Genomic DNA, 20,581 nt, shown 5'->3' on the forward strand with positions numbered 1-20,581 from the left:
AAAAAGGTCGCACGCGACACAGTGGCACAATGCCGGTCTGGCGCCCCGGCGCTCTGGTTCAATTCAGGAAGTGTGTTGTGAGTGATGCCTGTGGTCGCGTGGCAAAACGCGAGTCTGTGTTCAATGTGGCGGATCATGCATGCCGGCCGGATTGCGGCGCGTGCTGCATCGCGCCGTCCATTTCGAGTCCGATTCCGGGGATGCCCAACGGCAAGCCGGCGGGCGTGCGCTGCGTGCAACTCGGCGACGACTTGCGTTGTGCAATCTTCGGTCGGCCGGAGAGGCCCGCCTGCTGCTCGGGCTTGCAGCCGCAGGCGGAGATGTGTGGGACGAATCGGGACGAGGCGCTTCTGTGGCTCACGCAGCTCGAAGTGCGGACACAGCCGGGCGTCGAATGAAGCAAGCGCTTTGACAGAGAGATAAGGCCTCAACCGTGGTCGATTGGAGAAACTGTATGGCTCGATTGGTGGCGCCGGCCCGGCGCCGTTTTCTGCTCGCCGCGCTGACAGGCGCGAGCGCGCTTGGCGTGGTCTCGCTCAGCGCATGCGCGACGTCGACTTTTCCCTTCATTCCGTCTCACTACACGTTCTCGCAGCAGCAGGTGCAGGACGCGGTGCAGCGGAAATTTCCGTATCAGCGCACGGTCTCACAAGTGTTCGACGTTGCGCTCAGCCATCCGGTGGTCGGCTTTTTGCCGGACGCGAACCGCGTCTCCGTGAAGCTCGACGCGCACCTCGCGAGCCCCTTCATGCCGCAACCGGTGGACGGCGTCTTCACACTGTCGAGCGAACTCGCCTACGACGCCGCGAGCAAGTCCGTCGTGCTCAAATCGCCGAACGTGGACAACGTGAGCGTGAGCGGCCAGGCGCAGGCCTACACGCAGCAGATCAACTCGGCGGCCGCCGTGCTCGCGACTCAGCTACTGAGCAATTACCCGATCTACACGTTCAAGCCCGAACAGCTGCAATTTGCCGGAGTGAACTACGAACCCGGTACAATCACCATCCTTACAAACGGTATACGCGTGCAAATCGTCGAAAAGTGACGCTGTGCGCGGCCGGCAGGGCCGCGCCTCATCGCGCTGGCCGTGTCAGTTCCGACAATCGAATCTATAGCGATGAGGGGCACGGATGGACTGGTTATTGGCTTGCAAGGCGTTGATTCTTGGCATCGTCGAAGGCTTGACGGAATTTCTGCCGGTGTCGAGTACAGGGCATCTGATCGTTGCAGGCAGTCTGCTTAACTTCACCGACGCACACGCGAAGACCTTCGACGTCGTGATTCAGCTGGGCGCGATTCTCGCGGTGTGCTGGGAATTCCGCCGCCGCATCGCCACTGTCGTGACCGGCTTGCCGAGCCGTCCAGACGCGCGGCGCTTCACGCTCAATGTGATCATCGCGACCATTCCGGCGGTCGTGCTCGGGCTGCTGCTCGAAAAGTCCATCAAGGCGGCGCTCTTTTCGCCGGTGCCGGTTGCGTTCGCGCTCGTGGTGGGCGGTGTGGTCATTCTGTGGGCCGAGGCGCGCCAGCGCGGGCAAGCCGGCGAAAGCAAGGTGGCTCGCGTGCACAATGTCGACGACATGACCGCGATGGACGCGCTGAAGGTCGGTCTGGCGCAATGCTTTGCGTTGATTCCCGGCACGTCGCGTTCCGGCTCGACGATCATCGGCGGAATGCTGTTTGGTCTGGACCGGCGCGTGGCCACGGAATTTTCGTTTTTCCTCGCGATTCCTATCATGTTCGGCGCGACCGCCTACGAGCTGTACAAGGACTGGCATACCTTGTCCGTCGACGCGCTCGGTGTTTTCGCGCTGGGCTTCGTGGCGGCGTTTATCAGCGCGTTTCTGTGCGTGCGCTGGCTGCTTCGCTATGTCGCCGGGCACGATTTCACTGCGTTCGCGTGGTATCGCATCGGCTTCGGGTTGCTGATTCTGCTGGTGGGCTATAGCGGCGCGCTCAGCTGGGCAGATTGAGTCTGCCGCGCTGGTTTTCAGCGCGATGAAAAAAGGTCCGCCTGCCGCTTACCTGGCGACATGAGCGGACCTTTCTGTTTTTGCGCGCGTGTCTTTTTGCGCACGCTGTTGCGGCGTCACCGTTTTTCCGCTTACCCGAGTTCGCCTTCGCGCTTGCGAAACACCAGATCCCAAACGCCGTGGCCGAGCCGCAGGCCGCGTCGTTCGAATTTCGTCACCGGGCGATAGTCGGGCCGCGGCGCATAGCCGTCGACCGTGTTCTGCAACGACGGCTCCGCGCTAAGCACTTCCAGCATCTGCTCGGCGTAGTTTTGCCAGTCGGTCGCGCAATGCAGATAGGCGCCCGGCTTCAGACGCGATGCAAGCAACGCGACGAACTTCGGCTGAATCAGGCGGCGCTTGTGATGGCGCGCCTTGTGCCACGGATCGGGAAAGAAAATGTGCACGCCGTCGAGACTGTCCGGCGCGATCATCTGCTCGAGCACCTCCACCGCGTCGTGCTGAATGATGCGGATGTTGGTGAGCGCCTGCTCGCCCATCAGCTTCAGCAATGCGCCGACGCCCGGTTCGTGTACTTCGACGCCGAGAAAATCGTCGCCAGGACGGTGCGAAGCGATCTCGGCAGTGGTCGCGCCCATGCCGAAACCGATCTCCAGCACGCGCGGCGCTTCACGGCCGAAGATGCCATTCCAGTCGGGCTGCTGCGGCGCGAACGGCACGACAAAGCGCGGGCCGAGCTCGTCCATCGCGCGGCGCTGGCCTGTCGATACGCGCCCGGCGCGCGTGACGAAACTGCGGATGCGCCGCCGGTGCAGGGCCTCGTCCTGCGACGCAGCGGCCTGCGCTGGATGAGCGTCGGTTTCGCTGGAGATGGTCGGAAGGTCGTCGGGCAAGCCGGCGTCGTTTGGGTCGTGGATCATGGTCGATGCTGCTACAAGGTGAAGGCTTCGCGGTCGGCGCGGCGTGTTACGTGCATCAGGCGCCTATCATCACGACGCGGCGCCGGCTCTGCTCATGCGCCAATCGTCACGTCGGCAGGCGGCTTGTGCCCGATTGCCACGCGGAGCAGCGCCGCTATAAAAAAGCCGCCTTCGTGGAGGCGGCTCGTGCTTGGTTTCTGCCGACGGTTCAGCAGTAAGGCGGAGCGGGCGTTGCAAGTGCGCGTAAGGTAGCACAACGCAAAAGGGTGCGTCCAGACAGCGCGTACCTCGCTGCGACGGCGAAAGCGCTGGCATTACGTTCCGATAACGGAAGTCGCCGTTGATGTGATTTAATCGTTCTGTAAGCCAATTCTTTTTAACGATTAATTCACGCGAATATCCGTTATGAGTCAGCACGCACACAATCACCGCGAGGCAAAAGCAGCAAAAACCGGTTGGACCGCGATTGAGCCAACCCGTGTTCCGGCTTCATCATTTCATGCGCTTCGTAAAGCAATGCTGACTGAGCGCGTGCCGTTGACTCAATTTAACGACCTGCTGTGGCTGATGGCGCAGGAGTCGGGTGGCGCGGTCAATCTGCGCAATGCGAGGTCGGGCGCGCGTGGGCTTTTTCAACTGCTGCCGTCGCAATACGAATTGAATCCGGACGGCATCGGATCATTCGGCAATGCAGTGGATGAGTGCCGCGGCGGTATTCGATATATTCTTGGCCGCTATCACAATGCGGCATCCGCGCGGTTGGCGTGGCGGGCTAACCGGTGGATTTGAGCTTGCGGAAAGGAAATGCGTGAGGGAGATGCTGGAGCGGGCGATGGGAATCGAACCCACGGCTCTAGCTTGGGAAGCTAGGGTATTACCATTATACGACGCCCGCAGAGCACGCTATTTTACAGGGGTTTCAGCGATTTGTGGAGCCGCAATCCTGTTCAGTGGCGTGAAAAGTGTATGCACTTCGGAAATTCTTACTGGCATCGGCATCTCGCCGTTTCGCCAACGTGCTAGCTCTCCTGCCAGTCGGGCTCACATGGCGCATGTAGGGAAAAATTGCTCGCTCCCATTGATTAGACTATAACTATGCGATGATCAGCCGAGCACGCGCGGCATAACTTAACAAAAACCTAACGGAAGTAATGCCCCGGCATACTTCGAGAAAAACCAAACAGAGAGACCATCATGAAATTCGAGCTCCCGGAAAACCATGGGCTCTCGGCGAGAACCCTTGAGTCGCTCGTCTTTCGCGACGGCGACGGAGTTTCGCTGACGGATTCACAGTTTTCAGCGCTTAGCGCGGGCGTCGGGCGAGGGGAAAGCGTATTGGTTGTTTCCCCAACGTCTACGGGGAAAACGCAGGTTGCGCTTTGGGCTATCGCACATGGACTAGAGCAGAACTGTCGAACAGTGTATTTGCTTACCCACCGGGCGCTTGCGAGGCAGAAGTTCGATGATTTCCGCTCGTTACTGATTGACAGCCATCTTGGCAGTGACCCAACGTCTCTGGTGATTGCAACTGGCGACTACGTTGAAGCGGCAGACGGGAGCGTACCCAGAAATCCGCTTCAGGCGCCGTTGGTCGTCGCGACATACGAGAAATATCTCGCGCTGCTATCGGCCAGTGGCGTACCGTCTGACATGAGTTCAACGGTCGTCGTATGCGACGAGATCCAGCTAATCGGCGACGAGCACCGCGGGCAGAATGTCGAAGTCTTGCTCACATTATTGCGCAACGCCGAATGGAAGCAATTTGTTGGTCTTTCAGCGGTACTACAGGCAAAGGACGCGCAAGAGCTTGCTCACTGGCTCGACGTAACGTTGGTTTCTGAGCACCGGCGTGAGAAGCAGTTGCGATACGAGTGCTGGACGGGTGCGGGCGTCTTTTCCGTCGAAACGGGATCCCCCGAAACCATCACGCAGGCAGCGCACGACGCGGGAGTTCGATTTGACCTGCTAAGTATTTTGGCCGGCCTGTTGCGGCAAAGACCAGCTCCAAGTCCAATCATAGTGTTTTGCACCAGCCGGAAGCAGACCTATGACTTGGCTGACGGCCATTTCAAATCAGTCTCGAACGGTGTCGCAGGTCAGATGTCCCTCGCATTTGACACGTTCCCAGCAACTTCTGCCAATACACTATTAGCGCAGTATTTGCCCTTCAGATTTGCCGTTCACAGCGCCGATCTGACCGAGGAGGAACGGTCAGTTATTGAGCAACATCTTCTCGATGGGAAGCTCGATGTTGTGTTCGCCACGACGACTTTAGCCGCGGGCGTCAACTTCCCGCTGGGAGCTGCGATCATTGCGTGGGAACGCTGGAATAGCGATCAACGTCGACGTGAGCCGATCCCCTCTGCTGAGTTCCACAATATGGCTGGCCGTGTGGGGCGCATGGGTTTTGAACATGAGCACGGCCGTGTGATTTTTCTGGCGCCACAGGAGCAGCAAGCGCGCGCGGCGCGCCAATATCTCGATCTCGGTAGTTTGCCGCTACTAGAGTCAAGGATTAGTCCGAGCCGGTTTGATCAACTCGCACTACAGCTAGTTGCATCTGGACTCTGCTCATCGAGATCGGATGTGGAGAGACTCGTTAAATCGACTTTGAGCGGATTAAGAGAAGAGGATCGGAATAACGCCGCCTTTTCTTCTTGGTCACAGTTGTTAGAACAGTCGATAGATTACCTGTTGCGAGAGACTCTGCTTCTTGAAGCGAGTTCAGGGCGCCTCGTTGCAACGCAATTAGGAAAAGCGGTCGCACACTCGGGGCTACTTCCGGAAACGGGGATAGTACTCATACGCCATATGACTCGGCAAGCGCCAATGCTATCCAGCTATCTTCCCTCTCACGGGGCGACAGGAGACCCGGACAAGCTAGCGTTCCTGACTGTCGCCGCTTGCTTCAGTTCTCCGGAATTTCGGAACGGGCAACGCGAAAAAAAGACAAGAATCCTGCCCTACCAGTTGGGTGACCGGTTCCTGATAAACGCCGAACCCTATAAAACAGAGCTCATTGAGCCTGTCTGGCAAGCAAATCCGGATCCGATCAACGCGGCAAAAATCACCGTGGATTGGATCAATGGTGCGACGCTTCGGGATTTGGAAAGCTCGTTCGAAACATTGAGCGCCGGAAACTTGCGAGACATGTTCCGAAATTTATGTTGGATCTTGCAGGGCCTCGCGTCCATCATAGAAGCGGCTACAGATGTCAGGGCGCATGGCGCAGTGACGCCTCCATATCTTTCGATTCCGGACAAGGACCTTGCAAATCTTCGAAAAGCTCCCTCGATACATCCGCCGTTTGGCAACTCGCACCGCCGAAGGACTACCAGACGACGTAATTTGGATGACTTGGTTGAATATGCGAGGAGCACCCTTCGCATTGACGCGTACCGAGATACTTGGACTGCGGTTGCGCGGGTTCACATCGCTGGATCAACTTATGTTGGGAACACAGGAAGCAGATCAGGTCAGATGCAGTGTGTTTGAGAAGGTTCAGCCGTCGCCACATGCGAAGGCGAACTGGTTGCGTGATGCTTCGAGACAATGGAAACAACAACAGCGCCAGCGGACCGCAGAGCGCCACGCAATCCGCGCAAAGCGGTGCCGTCACGCGCATCAAGTGGACACGTACTACACATCAAGAGGCACTGCGTTTGAGAATGCATTCGAAATAGCCATGCAGTTGCTGAACATTCGGTTTCGCCGCTTGGACGATAAGGCCGTAACGGGAGCTCCCGACTACCTTCTCGAACTCGCGGAGTCGCCGCCCCTGATTTTGGAATTGAAATCGAAAGTGAATGACAAGCTGGTTGATTACAATTCGGCAGTAGAGGTTTTGGCCGCATCAGAGATTCATGGCTATAGGGAAGCGTTTTGCGTAACGCTATGCCATCCGGGCGTTGACCCGAGTGTGCCGAGCGTAATCAATGCATGCGGCCGATTGAGCGTAGTTGAAAGCCATGACTTGGGCGAGGCGCTGCTCCGCGTATGCGAGGGTAATCTTACGCAGGCTCAGCTGTGGCAGTGGCTCGCCACACCAGGTCAGGCGAAAGCCGACGACCTTCCGTTCAGAACGTATCCATAGAATGGCATCGCGCCGTGCGCGCGTACTTCACTATCGCGCAGCTTGGCGACACCACAAGTGCGCCCGTTTTAACGATGCCAGATGAAGTGACCTTAATCGGAATATGCCGACAATCTATTGTGACGAAGCCGGAAACTCTGGCGCGAACCTACTCGACATAGACCAACCATTCTTCGTTCTCGCGTCTAACGATTTTTCGAAAGACGAGGCGGCGGCCCTGCTAGAGCACGTTCAGTCGCCGCAAGGGGCAGAACCAAAATTCGCGGCGCTTAAGAAATCAGGCGCGGGGATCGCTAAGCTCATCCGTTTCCTTTCTGATCCGCGGCTCGATGAGAACCGCGTCGTTGCGGACGTGTTCGATAAGCGATTTATGGTTGTTACGAAAATGGTCGACCTGATCGCCGAAACGCTTATCCATCGGATAGGGGGGGATCTTTATAAGGGCGGCGCAAATATCGCCATGTCCAACATGCTGCACTTCAACATGCCAGCATTTTGCGGCGAGGAGAATACTGAGCGGTTCTTGCAGTCGTTCGTTGAACTTGTCCGGCGACGCGAAGAGGCACAGATCTCTGCATTTTACGACGCGGGCAAAGCGATGGTGACGGCTTCGACGAACGAAAAGTTTAAAAAGGATCTCATGTACTTTACCGAACCTCGATTGTTCGCGCTGTGGTTCGGTGAAGAAATAGACTCGCAGTCCCTCGATCCGGCTATACCTGCATTGTTTGGCCATATTGCGACATGGGGAGCAAGAAAGGAGGAAAGGTTCGACGTTGTTCACGATTCGTCCAAACCGATTCTAGCTTCGCAGGCGAAGTTCACCGATATGATGGCCCTGTCCCAAGAGGAATCGGTACTCGTCGGTTACGACCGGCGTAAGTTTCGCTTTCCGCTGCGGGCGACGTCGTTATCGCAAGCTGATTCAAGAGCCCACCCGCAACTCCAAGTAGCTGATCTTTGCGCCGGTCTTATCAATCACTTCAATAGGTGCAAGCTGGCTGGCGAACTTGATGAACTAGCCATTGCTACCCGTGAGCTAGGAGGGCTGCGCTGGATATTCGATGGTGTGATTCCGACGACTGATGTGACGCCTGAAGCACTTGGCACCGATGAGGCTGGAGGTATCAATCCAGTGGATCGCATGATTGACTATCTGTCGCGGCGGAACACATAAACAGCTCGGCTATCGCTTTCCGAGTCGACGGCACGACACTGCCAGTGGTGACCCGCGTGCCGGAAGAGTCAGACCGACATCGACCAGAGAGTGCCCATCCACAACTGACAGAAGGAAAACGTGCAGTCTGGGAGATCAACAGACGGTCCACCGAACGCCGTGCTTCTTAAACTTGAAAAGCGGCGGTGTATGACCGAAGTAGTCGCCTATCTGCTGGCGGTGTTCGTCAACATTGACTCCGCCCAGACTTAAGTGGAGGTGCCGCCGCGCACGAATGCGCGAGCATCTTGGCTGCTTCGCGATGCTCAGAGGTGATACCGGGGCGGAGATCGACTGGACGGCGGGCATAGCGGTCCAACACTCGCGTGGTCTCACGGGCGACCACTTGCCTGTTGCTTCTCCTGCTGCAGTTCGATGGCCTTTAATCTAATTCCTTCTGCGACGCTCGCGAGAGCTTCGTCTTGATCGAGCCAAGATTTTACCGCCTTCCCATCGCGAGGAAGGGCGAGGAGATCCTTAAGAGCGGTGTGCTGCCACAGGCAGCTTCGCAGCACGACCGGTATAACTGTTACTTCCCCGCGCGAATGCATAGCGAGCGCCTCGCTAAGTTCGACATCATGGCAATAGGCAGAATTAATGAAATCGACGCTGATCAGAAACAACGCGATATCGGCTTTTCTGATCTGTGCGAGTATTTCGTGGTCGATATCGTCGCCTGCCTTAAGTTTCCGATCATGCCAAGCGTTTATGAGACCCATGCGCTGCAGTGGAACGAGGTGCTTCAAGAGCTCGTTCTTTAGTTGCTCATCCGCATGTGAGTAGGACAGAAACAGCGTCAACGGACGAATTCCGCCATCGTGCGTAGGCCCGGGCGCCGCAGAAGAATCGGCTATGCCGATCAGCCCGCTGTGGCCTTGACCGACCTTCACTAGCTGCTGTGCGACAAGATTCCGTTTGACGCGCTGATATCTATCGTCGTCCCACCCAAGAGATTCGCGCAGCGTCTTGTTGGTAATCATGTCACGGTTTTCGTTCGTGAGCTCGCGCAATCTCGCCAAAAATCGATCGGCGAACGTGCCGGGTTTCGCTTTCTTGGTCTTCTTCTCTGTTGCCATATGTGTTGCTCTGGTCGGTCTGTCTTCTTTTAACATGCAGCGCGCCGCGAAGGCCGGATTGTTCTCATCGGCTTAGCAGGCACCTGCTTGGCGGCGATGCAAGGTTCTGCTCTATACACTCGCGGTGCTCCGGACGGTTGTCGGCGACTAGCAAGGGCGCAAGTATATGCCGTTGTGGCGTTGGAGGCTGCGTGCGCGTTGCTCAAAGCGCGGCATCGCCCCGATAGTCGTCGCATGAACGATATCCAATTCCACCGTGATTTCGCGCCCCTTACTGACGGTCAAATCCGCGATCTGGTCGCTACCCTTCGCGACGTTTTCGGAAGCAACCTTTCTCGCGAACAGTTTAACGGCAAGCTGATGACGTTTCTTGAGGACGTGCCGGGGTATGAATCTGAAGAGGCGTCGTCGGGGCTGATTAGACCGGCATGGTCCGCGTATCAAAAGGTCGAAGGATGACGCCACCACTATTCCATATCGGCGAGGTTGTTGCGACGCGCGGCGTCTTCGCCCATCTTGAACATCACCGCATCGCGGCCTTTTCATATCTGAGACGTCACGCCTGCGGCGACTGGGGAAAGGTGCCACCCGAGGACGCTGCGGCAAACCGGTTTGCGGTCGAGCATGGTGCGCGCATTCTGTCGAGCTACGACATTGCTGGAAAACGTGTCTGGATCATCACCGAAGCAGACCGCAGCATGACGACACTGCTGTTTCCGGACGAATACTGACGATGATGCACTGACGGCATTTACTTGTGCCGCCCAGTTTTCGAAGGTCTGAGATCAAACATAAGCATCTCGCTCGGCACGACGCCCAAGGTCGCGGCCAGCACGCAGATATTGTAGAGCGCGATATTTCGTTGGCCGCGCTCGATGCCGCCGACGTAGGACCGCGCCAGTCCCGATTCGAGTGCGAGCTTCTCCTGCGACCAGCCCTTCGCCTTTCGCAGCTCCACCACTCGTTTTCCAAACAACTCTAGCGGGTCGTAATCCATCGTTGGCGTCCAAAAACAACCAACGAAGGGTATGGATTTGACCTTTATATAGCCACGCTCTATAGTGACACGCACTATAAGTGACATTATGCGGAAGGCCAGTGTCGCCTTCTCGCCGGTGGTCACTAGGAAATGATCGAATACGAGCGAGGTCTAACTCAGATGATCAAACTGGAAATCAATATTACGGGTGCCGGTCAGGAAGAGATGCGCCAACTTGAGGCGCTGCTACGGAACGTGCTTGCCTCAATGAAGCCGCAGTTGAAGGGTGTCGAAGCAACCGTCACCGCCGCTCCCGTTGTGGACCCGTATGAGTCAACGAAGAAGAAGATCCTCAACCACATCCGCTGGCGGAAGATTGATACGGGGACGTGCATGACGCCGGATTTCTGGGAGGTCGATATCCAAGACTGGCTGAACCCTAAAGACAAAAGCAATCTGAGTGCGGCGCTCGACTCGTTGTGCAAAGACGGGATGCTGGAGCGCACGGGTCGATGGGAGTACTACTTGACGTACTCTGGATACGACGCGATCTACTGAAAAAGACAAGGACAGGATGTCGCATAACTCGGAAAGCGGCTTGCTCGCAATGATTGAGCGTCTCTGGCGCGCTTTCATGGCGGTGTTCTGGGTCGCCGTCATGGTGCTGCTTCCCATCTTGGGGATACGCGGCCTGTATGTCGCGGTTCGTAGAAAGGGCATTGCTACGAATAAGAACGAGCGGCGCTATTGGAGCAACGAGGTTGTATTCAATGCGTGTCTCATGTATGGGGTCGTTGTGATTTATTATCACCTCTTCCAAGACATCATCTTTCTCCCGTTTAGCTTAAAGGCGCAGGCAGATTTCACCGCCTACTTCGATACGGTGATGGGCCTTCCAGCAGCGATCTGGTATGTGTATACGGACAGAAGCGTAGCGTTGAGCGATGATCCGTTGACCTTCCTGACGCCGACATTCTTCGGCGTCTTCGTCGTGTTTCTCTGCTCGTTCGCCTTGAGCGCATCCAAGATATTCGGGTATGTAGATGACGTGGGAGATTGGCGAGCGCCAGATAGGGAAAATCAGGCGCGCATCGCTCAGTTCGATCGCGAGGAGGCGCCAATCCGTGCGCTGTCGAAACAGATGTTTGAACATGAGAAGCAGCACCCGATGAATCATCCGGCGTGGAACGATTTGTCCGAGGAGCAGCGCGAAATGCTAACTGCGAAATGGGATGCGGAGAGGGCAGAGCTGTGGAAAAAGTTCGACGAATGCCCGCGCGCTTCATACTTCAATCAATACAAATGACGCCGCCGCAGCGCATCCAACACATCGGCGCCAGTTGGCCGTTATTCGGGCCGGATATGAAATTCGAACAGTTTTTCGAAGGTAAATCATGGCCGATTGTAGTGGAGCGGATCGGCGTGATGTCGGTCGATACTCTCAACCGCCAATGGATGCCATTGCCGAAGACCACGGCTATATCACCGCGAAGTCGAAGGATGGCAAGGCAGCATTGCTCGGTCGAATGGGCAAGCGTGATGATGGCAAACTTTGCGTCGAGATCGTTGTGCGTGCTGAGATCGAAAACAACAGACGGCTCTATGACATGATGCGGAGCCACATTAGCACGGCCGAGACAGACGGAGAACATTGATGCTTCGACCGACACGGGAAGACTTCAAGCGGCGAGGCGGGGCCGGGCTCTGGTTTTTTGGTACCCACCTACACCCGAATCCGCGCATGTACAAATACGTCTGGCAGATATGGACGCCGGATTCGCCGCTAGAAGGCGCAGAATTCTTCGAGCAGGGACCGCGCTATTGCACGGCGCAGTTCCATGAAGTGGCGAAGTGCAAGCGTGAGGCAGGAGTGTCAGGGTTTATCTATAACCGCAAGCTCCCGCGTCATGGGCTCGACAGCCCGTTCGATTTGACTCATCCTAGGTGGGCGAATCGAGAGTGGGCACTAGCGTGGGAAGATGATCCAGATCCTGAGTGGAACGGGCACAAATGATAGATGGTTCGGTGTAGCGTCATAGTGCCGAAAATTCGGCGTGCCTGTCGCTACGCTGTTGGAGGTGCCGATATGGGATTTGAAAGTCTATACGAGGGGAAAACATGGCCGGAGATTGAGGAGCGGCTAGGTGTCATGTCGGTCGATACGCTCAACCGGATCTGGACGCTCATCCTTGAGGAAGACGGCTACCTGATCGCCCTTGCGAGGAACGGCGAAGACGCATTGCTCGGTCGCATGGGCAAGCGTGACGACGGGAAGTTTTGTATCGAACTCGTTGTGAAGGCAGCGGTCGAAAATAATGTTCTTAGCCGTTACGAGTTTTGGTACGTCAATTCCAGCGATAAGCAGCGTCATGCTCAGAGGCTGAACAATGTGGTCTGCGAACATCTTGATCGATTTCGGATAGAGAGGTAAGGAGCCATTGCTCATCGCATGTGCGAGCGTGATGATGGCAAGTTCCGTGTCGAGATTGTTGTCCGTGCTGAAATTCAAAATACCAAGCTGTGTCGGCCGGAATTTTTTCATGCCCACCAGGGTGGAAAAGCACGTCACGCTAAGCAGCTCGCCAATGGCCTGCAAGCCGGAAAAATTGAGTAGCGTACATTCCCGGAACCTCGATGTCGATAATTCCGGTTATGTACGCCTTCTATAAGATATGGAAAGTGTACTAAATTTCTGCTCACAAAAATCGCGAAACCCCCGAGTTTATGCGGGGTTGAGCAGCAAAGAGTCGATGACTTTTACGGCCTTGCGGCTCGCGTCGTTGGGACTCAGGTGAGCATACCGTTGGGTCATTTTCGGATCACTGTGTCCGAGCAGTACGGACACTTCGTACAGGCTCACACCTGCCCTCACAAGCTTGCTGGCGAACGTGTGTCGGAACGTGTGCAGGGTGACCCGTCCGCCTTTTTCCTTAACTGCTGCCGGATCATTCAGCCCCGCGCGCTCAATTGCCTTCTTGATTGACTTCGTGCTGTAACCGCGCTCGTTGCCGGTGCGATCTTCGAACACATATCGTTGACCCTGCCTGCGCTCATCCCACCGGCGACGAAGGATCGCCTCAAGACGGGAAGTCATGTGCAGCACATCCTCGTTTCGGACCTTACTTCGATAAAGGCTGATAGTGCAGGTGTCGAGGCTGATCGCCGACCAGGGAATGTTTGCAACCTCGGAGTAGCGACACCCCGTATCCAGCAGGAAGACCGTGATGTCGTAGTTGTCCTGCACATTCCGCGTCATTTCCGGTGTCCGCGTTTCTAACGGCTTTAAACCGTTTCTAAGCCGCTCCGGATCGAGTTCGAGCAATAACGCCGACTCTTCGCTGGAATCCAGATATCGAAGCCTATAAGAAGTCTTAAGCGCGGGAAATACGATTTCACGATTCACCTTGAAGCCGAGCTTCGTCATCTCGTTGATGGTTGCTCGTATCAAGCCAATCTCGTGTTTGATCGTCGCGGGCTTGTCGCCTTCGGCCTTGCGTTTCGCGACGAGGACTTCGAAGTCACGCGTCGTCAGTTCGTGCAGCTTCATGTCCTGCGGAAATCCAAAACAGGGAAGCTTCGCTTTTGTCTTCGAATGAAGCTTGTATCCGAGCGCTTTCCGGATGCCCGACCACATGCCGCTGTAGTAGGCCGTTCCCTTGCGCGATTCGACGTACTGCTCCAGTGCATCCTTGATTGTGATCTCGGGTGAATCCCCAAGATATCGTTCGCTGTGCGCCCGGTTGCGGACTTCACGTTCGACCTGTCCGGCCTTCGTCTTGTTCGGCGTGCCGGTCGAACCGAAGAACTTCTTTCCCTGAATCTGGAACTGGTAGTACCAGTTTTTGCTGTTGTTTCGACGGATGAGTGTCATGTGGGTTGCTCCTTGCGGAATGTAATAGATGAGCAACACCATCCGGGCTGAGACGGGGTATGACAACAGCTTTCGCCCATGCCAGCCAGCATATTTTCCGTGGTGAATGGAGTGGCGGCCAACGATCGACGGCGGCGCAACGATCCCCGGTCGTCTCAGACAAGACGCCCCTTTATCAACATAGACGAATGACTTATCCATATTCAATGAACACCCGCGCACTGGTCGAATGGGATAGTCGCACCGATGGGGTGAGCTGAAAGATAAATGAAATGAATTGGGCGGACTCATCGTCGTAGTTGACGCCGGTTCTTCGGCGCCGTAGATAAGTCGCCGCTTTAACAACACAGGAAAAACACTTATCTACATTCATTGAACACCCCGCGCGCCTCTCTGACGGGGTGCTCCAGATAAGTGATTTGACAATCAGGGGCTCGATCCGGTAGTCTGCCACCTTGGCTCGAGTGAGCGGTGCAAGCGTGGGACATGAACGCGGATACAGACGCGGGATTCCATAACCTCTCCGACGACAGGTAACGTGCGTCGTCATGGGCTTCCAGAAGGAAGCCAGTCCGGTGTGAGACCGGATGGTTAGGCAAAATAGGCCCTCGGACCAGTTTCTAGCGAACGATTTTCGAATCGTTCGCTGTTGCTGGCCGATGGTGCGCTGTATCGTTCGCCCCTTCGGGAATCATTGGTCGGCTCCTTCATTTAATGGAGATTGACGATGGTTTCGAGCATGTCCAACGCGGGTTCTCCGCATCAAATCGCCGGGGCGTTTGGCGATGCGCAACTTCCCTTCGTACCCGTCGCTGTGTCGACCATTGCGTCGCTGAGGGTCGCGATCAATCGTCGCGTCAAAAACAAAATTCCACTTGGTGATGAGACTGGGTGGCTGCGCGCGGGGCGGACCTTCAAGAATCGGGAGCTTGCCCCTGAAGACTTCATCGAGGAAGTAAGTTCGGGGTTTGCCTTTTGTCCCTGGTTGGGTGGGTATCGCCATCCCAGTAATTTCCGGTGCATGCAAGTGCTGGCCGTCGATGTGGACTCCGGTCCAACGATTGACGACGTCTTGGCCCACAACTTCTTCCAGAACTACGGGTGGTTCATCTATACGACATTGAGCCACAAGCCAGACGCCCATCGCTTTCGGGTTGTGTTTTTGCTGGCGCGGCCGATTGACACGGCAGAGCGCATGAAGCTGGCGTACAGCGGAATTCGGCTGCTGCTTGGTGGTGGTCTTCGCAGTATCAATGCGGCTCACATGTTCTATGGCTCGGAGGATTGCGACCTCTACCGCGTGGGCCATGTGCTTCCTATGGAACAGCTTGACTATCTGATCGAACTCGGGCAGGCCGCAATGGTTTGTCGCGCCTATATTCAGACCCAATGGCGTAACCTGAATCGCCAGCGGCTGTTCCATGCGTCCGATCGGCGCGCGATTAAACGCAAGATGCTTGACGCCTGCTATACGTACGGGGATTAAGCAATGGACCTGAACGTTTCCAATGCCGCTTGCCCGCGCTCGCGTGATCGCGCTTCCGGTGTCAGGGCAGCGGACGATTATGAACACTTTCCTACGACACTCCCGGCGTCCGAGATCACGATCGGCGATATCCCGACGCTGAAGGTCGCGGTCAATCGGCACGTCAAGAACAAGATCGCCCGCGACAATTCTGTCGGCTGGTCGCACGCGACGTATAAATTCGAAAATCACGAGTTCACGCCCAAGGCCTTCATCGGGGAAGTGACGGCGGGATTCGCTTTTTGCGCGTGGTTGAAGGGAAAACGGAGCTCCAAGAACTTCCTGTGCATGCAGGTGCTGGCTGTCGACATGGATGCCGCGCTGACAATCGAGGAAGTGCTCGCACATCCGTTCTTCCAAAAATTTGGCTGGTTCATCTACACGACGCCGAGCCATCGTCCGGACGCACATCGGTTCCGGATTGTATTCCTGATGGAGCAGCCTATCGAGACCGAGCAGCGGATGAAACTGGCGTACACCGGCATCATTCGTATGTTCGGGGGCGACCGCTCCTGCACAGATGCGAGCCGCCTGTTCTATGGCTCGGAGAATTGCGAGGTTCGTCGCGTTGATCGCGTGCTCCCGATGGAACAGGTCGAGTATGTGATCGAACTGGGCGAGAACGTGATTCATAACGATGGTCGCCCAATCTCAAACGATGGTCTTGCAAATAGTCGGTCATCGGTGACGCTTGATAAAGACGAGATGATCAAGACCGAGCGCGACGGGACATATCTGCTTCGCCAGTTGAGGCGGGGAACGCGGGTCTTCTGCCCGCATCATATTGACAAGCACGCCAGTGCGTTCGTTGTCACATCTAAAGCTGGGCAGAACGGGGTGTATTGCAGTGCCTGCGCGCAAACCTTCTGGCCGCAGTGGAATCATCGCTCGCACCTTCACGACTTCGATTTTTACTCTTTCGAGGATGGACTGATCGAGATCGACTACGAAGAGCAGCAACACCCGTCAGAATGGCTCGATGCTGACGCTCCGGCTGAATATCGGGCAATGACGGACGATAAATCGGTATACGTGCGGGATGCTCAATACCTTCGAGATGCTCATTTTCCGGATACCGACGACGAAGGGGTAACGGGTATTCGTAGTTCGAAGGGAACCGGAAAGACGTACATGCTTGAACGGGCTGTAGAGAAGTGGAAGGCCCAACGTAAATCGGTTCTGTTGATCGTTCACCGTCAGGCGCTGGCAGGATCCTTGGCCGACAGGCTGAAAATGCATTGTTATCTGGACAAGCTGGATGATTACGTGGATCGCCATGAAGCTCTTAGGTACTGCGTGGTATGCATGGATAGCCTGGATCGCTATCTTGACCCGATGCGTCACAAGTACGATGTGGTTCTGATCGATGAGAGCGAGCAGGTGTACTCCCACGTATTGTCCAGCACGTTGGGCCATAAGCGGAAGCCTTGCTTCAAGAAATTGCACCACTATATTCGCTACGCGAAACAGGTCGTATTGTGTGATGCGGATCTCGGGTGGTTGACCTTCAACATCACGGCTTTGCTTCGTGATCAGGAGGGGGCTGTACGGTTCTATGTCAACCGTTTCCGTAAGAATCAGGATCCGACCCAACAGAAACATGTGGTGCATCTCTATAACAGTGAAGTGGAATTGCGGGAGTACCTGATCGGTGTTGTCGGAACTGGAGGAAAGCAGTTCGTAGCATGCAACTCTAAAGATACGGCGAAGAGTGTCAAGCAGGTTTTGAAGTGGAGGTATGGTGACAGGTTCCGTATTGTGATCATTACGTCGGACAACTCGACTACCGATTGGGGCCGGAGGTTCATCACGACGATCAAGGAAACATCTGACACTTACGATGTGTTGATTGTGTCCCCCTCGGTTGGGACGGGCGTGGACATCAACATTCCCGATGGCTTGCCTCAATTTACTCACGTATTCGGCTTTTTTAGTGCGGCAATTACGACGCACTTCGAAATGGACCAGCAACTCGCTCGCGTGAGGAACATGAGGGAGCAACATGTCTGGATTTCCCCTGCGCCCCTGTATCTCGAATACGAGGTTGATGCGATACGTCAGAGTATCCTTTCGCGCGGCGAACTTCCCGAGGTTCTGAAAGGGTATGACTGGCAAGGGCGCCCACAATATGACGAAGACGACAAACTGATCGAGGTCTATGCTCAGGTGAGGTCGATGCGCCATGCGTCGCTCAATAACGTCCGCAAACATTTCGTTGACTTGAAGAAGCGCGAAGGCTGGGAAGTTCGCGAGGCAAATCACGACATTTCGGACGATCCGAAAAAGCTCCAGAAAGAATATTTCGGCGCTAAGAAAAAGGTCAAGGAGGAGGAGTTCGAATCGGTCGCGCATGCTTCTAAGATTTCCCGCAAGCGTTACCTCGAATTGCGCGACAAGCAGACTGTAACCGCCGACGAGAAGGCGCAAATGTCTCGCTTCCACATCGAAGAGTTTTACGACGTGAAGGAAGTATCTATCGATCTTGTGCGTCTCGACAATCGCGGGCGTTTCCGCGATTGCGTGTGGTTCTATTCAGTATTTTTCGCCAATAGGTATCAGCGGAACATGTTTGCCCTGCTTGAGCAGGGTGTGTCGGTAACGGAGCGCGACGATTACCTCGGGAAGTGCAAACTGCTGAGGACATTGCTTCGAGCAGCGGGTGTGGTGGACGAGCATGGTAAGTTGGATACATTTGCCGAATTTGAGTCGAGGACGCTCGATGTCTTCGTGGACGTCGTTGAATTGCATGTTCAGCAGATTGGACTGGTCCTCGGGGTGAGCGTTCGTGGTGACCTGCGTGACAAGCCAATGTTCCAGCTTAAGGTCTTCCTGAAGATGATTGGTCTCGATACCGCGAGGACGAGCAAATACGAAGGGAAGAAAAAAATCTACAAATACATGCTCAGTCTTGAGTCGATTGAGTTGATGGAAAAGTATCGGAAGAGCTTCATGAAAGGGGCGAAGGAGATTAAGGTCCAAACCCAACGTGTTGGACGGCGGGCACATGATGGTCATGACTGAGACGCCTGAAAAGCCAAAGCGGATTAGGTTTGTGAACGTCGATAAGGAGCCTGAGAAGAAATGGGAGGAACTCACGCCTCGTCAAAAGCAACGGGAGTCGCTCAAGATGCCGAGGACGATTTCGTCCGGAAAAAAGAAGAAGGAGCTGTTTATCGCTATTCCTGTCAAGCCAGACGATGATTGATCGTAGTGCTTATTAATGAGCCACGATATTCGTTAATTCGTAGATAATTGTTTTCTCTGTGTTGATAAAGCGGCGACTTATCTGCTCGAAAGACGGGGCCAACGACGAGTTGGCCCTACGGCAGAATCTAGATAAGTTGCTGATCTACCTCGGAACTCCCCGTTAGATCAAGGGGATGAGGTAGGAGGGAAAGGTGACGTGAAAACTGTCGCTGTTGTGCACCGGTTTTCACGCTGCCGGTTATCACTGAGCTTCGCTTGTCGTGTCGTGACGTACTCGTTTTAGCTTATGAGGCTGTGCTGCAGCGCGAGGGTCCGCTTGTTTCGTCGTGGGGCTCAGTTGATCCGGCGATGAGGCGGCTGGTGGACTTCCGCTGAACGCTGCTTTCCATCCGGCGGCGAAAGTCTGAATTTGGGCGGGCGTTGTTTGCGTTAGCTGTGCCAAGCCGAGTATTCCGATGAATACGCCGAGCGTCGTTAGGCGTTTTTGCACTTTTGCCTCAAAAGCAGACTCAGTTGCCGTTCTCTCTGTCCGGATAATCTCTGCGATTCTCCCAAGCTGATCAACGAGTTCGTGTCGGAGCGAAGCGAGGAGCAAGCGGTCGTGGATAGCCTTATACAATGGGCCGACCTCCGTTGTGAAAACTCGAGCCGGCGCGTCAAAGTAGTAGCTAGCGATGAAGCGAGAGATTTCCGAATGCATTGCTTCTGTGCGTTTCACCTTCGAGTCGTCGCGGCAGCATTCGGCAAGGTCGTGGATTGCTTGCTCTAGGACTCGATGGTAGGCGAGCCCTAGCATATATGCGGCTAAGGCCCGTCCTGCGCGTTCGCCGCCGGGCTCAGTTGAGAGTATCGCCATACCTTTTGCATCGACTGTTGCTCGTACGCGAGCAACGGGCGAATAGTCGTCTTCGATCAGGGTGGTCGTGCCGCGAAAGAACGTCGATATTTCGGTGAACGTTGTTGCGGCGGTACTGTTCGACCAGATGAAACGACCAATTTCATCCACCTCTGTGCCTTTCTCCGCAAGTTGGATTGCTCGACCCCACGCTTGTCCAACTGCACCGGCGCTTAGACTGTCAGTCGGACAGAAACAAAACACGACTGAACGGTCTGATTCAGAGAAAAAGCGAAATAAGAGCGGGTCATTTGCGCTTTGGCGGGCGCTAGTCATGGTCGAACTGTGGACGGGCCGGAGAAGATACTTTCCTTCTAGAGGAACTTCCAGCTTTAGCGATTTCAGGGGCTGGTCGAGACGGTAGATGATCCCTTGCACTTCAATCTCCGGCGAGGGTGCCTTGGAGGCAAACCCGGTTGGCATTATTTGTCCGCATGTTTACGGCAGCCGTTTAAAAATCTGAAGTGCAACGAAGAATGATCTATTGGCGGCGTGGGGTTCGGTGTTCGCGACCAATCCGCCGGAGTGTTCAATGATGTTTAGATATGTGTTTTCTCTGTTGTTAAAGCGGCGTGTTATCTGCTCGACGTCGAACCAGCAATGAGCTGGCCCTACGGCAGAATCCTAATAAGCTGATGGTCTGGCTCGAAAATCCCCACTAGATCAAGGAGATAGTGCGCCGGTGTGTAGGGGTGGCGTGAAAACTGTCACTGTTGCTCGTGGAATTTCGAGGTGGTCGGAGTCATATTTGTCGCAGTCTGTTGGTCGCTTGCCGTTGCCTTGAAGATCGATCTGCTGGACCTTGGACGCACTTTCAACGAATGGA

At 55.4% G+C, this 20,581-nt stretch carries 21 protein-coding genes and 1 tRNA gene; 14 read left to right on the forward strand and 8 right to left on the reverse strand.

Features of this window, described 5'->3' with window-relative positions:
- The first annotated feature begins 77 nt into the window (after positions 1-77).
- The 3 genes from A3AC_RS0121555 (at position 78) to A3AC_RS0121565 (ending at position 1,973) form a co-directional block, all read left to right on the forward strand.
- Positions 78-398, forward strand: coding sequence for a YkgJ family cysteine cluster protein (locus tag A3AC_RS0121555; RefSeq protein ID WP_084515542.1), 321 nt, complete (start codon positions 78-80; stop codon positions 396-398).
- Between the two features lie 56 nt (positions 399-454).
- On the forward strand, positions 455-1,045 hold the full coding sequence (locus A3AC_RS0121560; RefSeq protein WP_025601304.1) for a DUF1439 domain-containing protein: 591 nt from the start codon (positions 455-457) through the stop codon (positions 1,043-1,045).
- 85 nt (positions 1,046-1,130) lie between these two features.
- Positions 1,131-1,973 carry an undecaprenyl-diphosphate phosphatase gene (locus A3AC_RS0121565; RefSeq protein WP_025601305.1) on the forward strand — a complete coding sequence of 281 codons (843 nt, stop codon included), beginning with the start codon at positions 1,131-1,133 and terminating at the stop codon, positions 1,971-1,973.
- Between the two features lie 131 nt (positions 1,974-2,104).
- On the opposite strand, the gene trmB is transcribed toward A3AC_RS0121565, so the two are convergent.
- Positions 2,105-2,893: a tRNA (guanosine(46)-N7)-methyltransferase TrmB gene (gene trmB / locus A3AC_RS0121570; RefSeq protein WP_025601307.1), complete on the reverse strand. Its 789-nt coding sequence runs from the start codon at positions 2,891-2,893 to the stop codon at positions 2,105-2,107.
- A gap of 405 nt (positions 2,894-3,298) precedes the next feature.
- On the opposite strand from trmB, the gene A3AC_RS0121580 reads away from it, so the two are divergent.
- A complete protein-coding gene (locus A3AC_RS0121580) occupies positions 3,299-3,682 on the forward strand; it encodes a hypothetical protein (RefSeq protein ID WP_025601311.1) in 384 nt (127 codons plus the stop codon).
- A 32-nt stretch (positions 3,683-3,714) separates the two neighbouring features.
- Here the strand turns inward: A3AC_RS0121580 and A3AC_RS0121585 are convergent.
- Positions 3,715-3,788: transfer RNA gene (locus tag A3AC_RS0121585), tRNA-Gly, on the reverse strand.
- A gap of 299 nt (positions 3,789-4,087) precedes the next feature.
- On the opposite strand from A3AC_RS0121585, the gene A3AC_RS30760 reads away from it, so the two are divergent.
- From A3AC_RS30760 to A3AC_RS0121600, 3 genes are all read left to right on the forward strand, one after another.
- Positions 4,088-6,388 carry a DEAD/DEAH box helicase gene (locus A3AC_RS30760; RefSeq protein ID WP_025601313.1) on the forward strand — a complete coding sequence of 767 codons (2,301 nt, stop codon included), beginning with the start codon at positions 4,088-4,090 and terminating at the stop codon, positions 6,386-6,388.
- Positions 6,389-6,578: 190 nt separating this feature from the next.
- Entirely contained in the window at positions 6,579-6,986 is a 408-nt protein-coding gene (locus A3AC_RS30765) for a hypothetical protein (RefSeq protein ID WP_025601315.1), read from the forward strand.
- Between the two features lie 103 nt (positions 6,987-7,089).
- Complete coding sequence (locus A3AC_RS0121600) at positions 7,090-8,163, forward strand: DUF3800 domain-containing protein (protein WP_025601317.1); 1,074 nt, start codon at positions 7,090-7,092, stop codon at positions 8,161-8,163.
- 371 nt (positions 8,164-8,534) lie between these two features.
- Here A3AC_RS0121600 and A3AC_RS29710 read toward each other — a convergent pair whose 3' ends face one another.
- On the reverse strand, positions 8,535-9,278 hold the full coding sequence (locus A3AC_RS29710; RefSeq protein WP_198018025.1) for a toll/interleukin-1 receptor domain-containing protein: 744 nt from the start codon (positions 9,276-9,278) through the stop codon (positions 8,535-8,537).
- Positions 9,279-9,512: 234 nt separating this feature from the next.
- Between A3AC_RS29710 and A3AC_RS0121610 the strand changes: the two genes are divergently transcribed.
- Both A3AC_RS0121610 and A3AC_RS0121615 read left to right on the forward strand, forming a co-directional pair.
- Positions 9,513-9,737 carry a hypothetical protein gene (locus A3AC_RS0121610; RefSeq protein ID WP_025601319.1) on the forward strand — a complete coding sequence of 75 codons (225 nt, stop codon included), beginning with the start codon at positions 9,513-9,515 and terminating at the stop codon, positions 9,735-9,737.
- Complete coding sequence (locus A3AC_RS0121615) at positions 9,734-10,009, forward strand: hypothetical protein (RefSeq protein WP_025601320.1); 276 nt, start codon at positions 9,734-9,736, stop codon at positions 10,007-10,009. Before A3AC_RS0121610 ends, A3AC_RS0121615 begins: the two co-directional genes overlap by 4 nt.
- A gap of 20 nt (positions 10,010-10,029) precedes the next feature.
- On the opposite strand, the gene A3AC_RS0121620 is transcribed toward A3AC_RS0121615, so the two are convergent.
- Positions 10,030-10,275, reverse strand: coding sequence for a helix-turn-helix domain-containing protein (locus A3AC_RS0121620; protein WP_025601321.1), 246 nt, complete (start codon positions 10,273-10,275; stop codon positions 10,030-10,032).
- Between the two features lie 162 nt (positions 10,276-10,437).
- Between A3AC_RS0121620 and A3AC_RS0121625 the strand changes: the two genes are divergently transcribed.
- Together A3AC_RS0121625 and A3AC_RS0121630 are read left to right on the forward strand one after the other, a co-directional pair.
- A complete protein-coding gene (locus tag A3AC_RS0121625; RefSeq protein ID WP_156924653.1) occupies positions 10,438-10,815 on the forward strand; it encodes a hypothetical protein in 378 nt (125 codons plus the stop codon).
- A 16-nt stretch (positions 10,816-10,831) separates the two neighbouring features.
- On the forward strand, positions 10,832-11,563 hold the full coding sequence (locus A3AC_RS0121630) for a hypothetical protein (protein ID WP_025601323.1): 732 nt from the start codon (positions 10,832-10,834) through the stop codon (positions 11,561-11,563).
- Here the strand turns inward: A3AC_RS0121630 and A3AC_RS30520 are convergent.
- From A3AC_RS30520 to A3AC_RS0121645, 3 genes are all read right to left on the reverse strand, one after another.
- Entirely contained in the window at positions 11,547-11,927 is a 381-nt protein-coding gene (locus A3AC_RS30520) for a hypothetical protein (protein ID WP_156924654.1), read from the reverse strand. The two genes, A3AC_RS0121630 and A3AC_RS30520, sit on opposite strands and share 17 nt — an antisense overlap.
- A gap of 470 nt (positions 11,928-12,397) precedes the next feature.
- Positions 12,398-12,799 (reverse strand): hypothetical protein, encoded by a 402-nt coding sequence (locus tag A3AC_RS30525; RefSeq protein ID WP_156924655.1) that lies wholly within the window; start codon positions 12,797-12,799, stop codon positions 12,398-12,400.
- A 180-nt stretch (positions 12,800-12,979) separates the two neighbouring features.
- Positions 12,980-14,128 carry a site-specific integrase gene (locus A3AC_RS0121645; protein ID WP_025601327.1) on the reverse strand — a complete coding sequence of 383 codons (1,149 nt, stop codon included), beginning with the start codon at positions 14,126-14,128 and terminating at the stop codon, positions 12,980-12,982.
- 727 nt (positions 14,129-14,855) lie between these two features.
- On the opposite strand from A3AC_RS0121645, the gene A3AC_RS0121650 reads away from it, so the two are divergent.
- The 3 genes from A3AC_RS0121650 to A3AC_RS0121660 are packed head-to-tail and all read left to right on the forward strand — an operon-like array spanning position 14,856 to position 18,858.
- The gene (locus A3AC_RS0121650; protein WP_025601328.1) at positions 14,856-15,614 is read left to right on the forward strand and encodes a hypothetical protein; all 759 of its coding nucleotides are present in this window, start codon (positions 14,856-14,858) and stop codon (positions 15,612-15,614) included.
- A gap of 3 nt (positions 15,615-15,617) precedes the next feature.
- Positions 15,618-18,674 carry a plasmid replication protein, CyRepA1 family gene (locus A3AC_RS29720; protein ID WP_025601330.1) on the forward strand — a complete coding sequence of 1,019 codons (3,057 nt, stop codon included), beginning with the start codon at positions 15,618-15,620 and terminating at the stop codon, positions 18,672-18,674.
- Positions 18,658-18,858 carry a hypothetical protein gene (locus A3AC_RS0121660; protein ID WP_025601332.1) on the forward strand — a complete coding sequence of 67 codons (201 nt, stop codon included), beginning with the start codon at positions 18,658-18,660 and terminating at the stop codon, positions 18,856-18,858. Before A3AC_RS29720 ends, A3AC_RS0121660 begins: the two co-directional genes overlap by 17 nt.
- Positions 18,859-19,101: 243 nt before the next feature.
- Here the strand turns inward: A3AC_RS0121660 and A3AC_RS0121665 are convergent, their stop codons facing one another.
- Positions 19,102-20,133, reverse strand: a complete 1,032-nt coding sequence (locus A3AC_RS0121665) for a hypothetical protein (RefSeq protein ID WP_156924656.1) — start codon at positions 20,131-20,133, stop codon at positions 19,102-19,104.
- Between the last annotated feature and the right edge of the window lie 448 nt (positions 20,134-20,581).

The sequence above is a fragment of the Burkholderia sp. WSM2230 genome (assembly GCF_000472445.1).
Classification (GTDB): domain Bacteria; phylum Pseudomonadota; class Gammaproteobacteria; order Burkholderiales; family Burkholderiaceae; genus Paraburkholderia.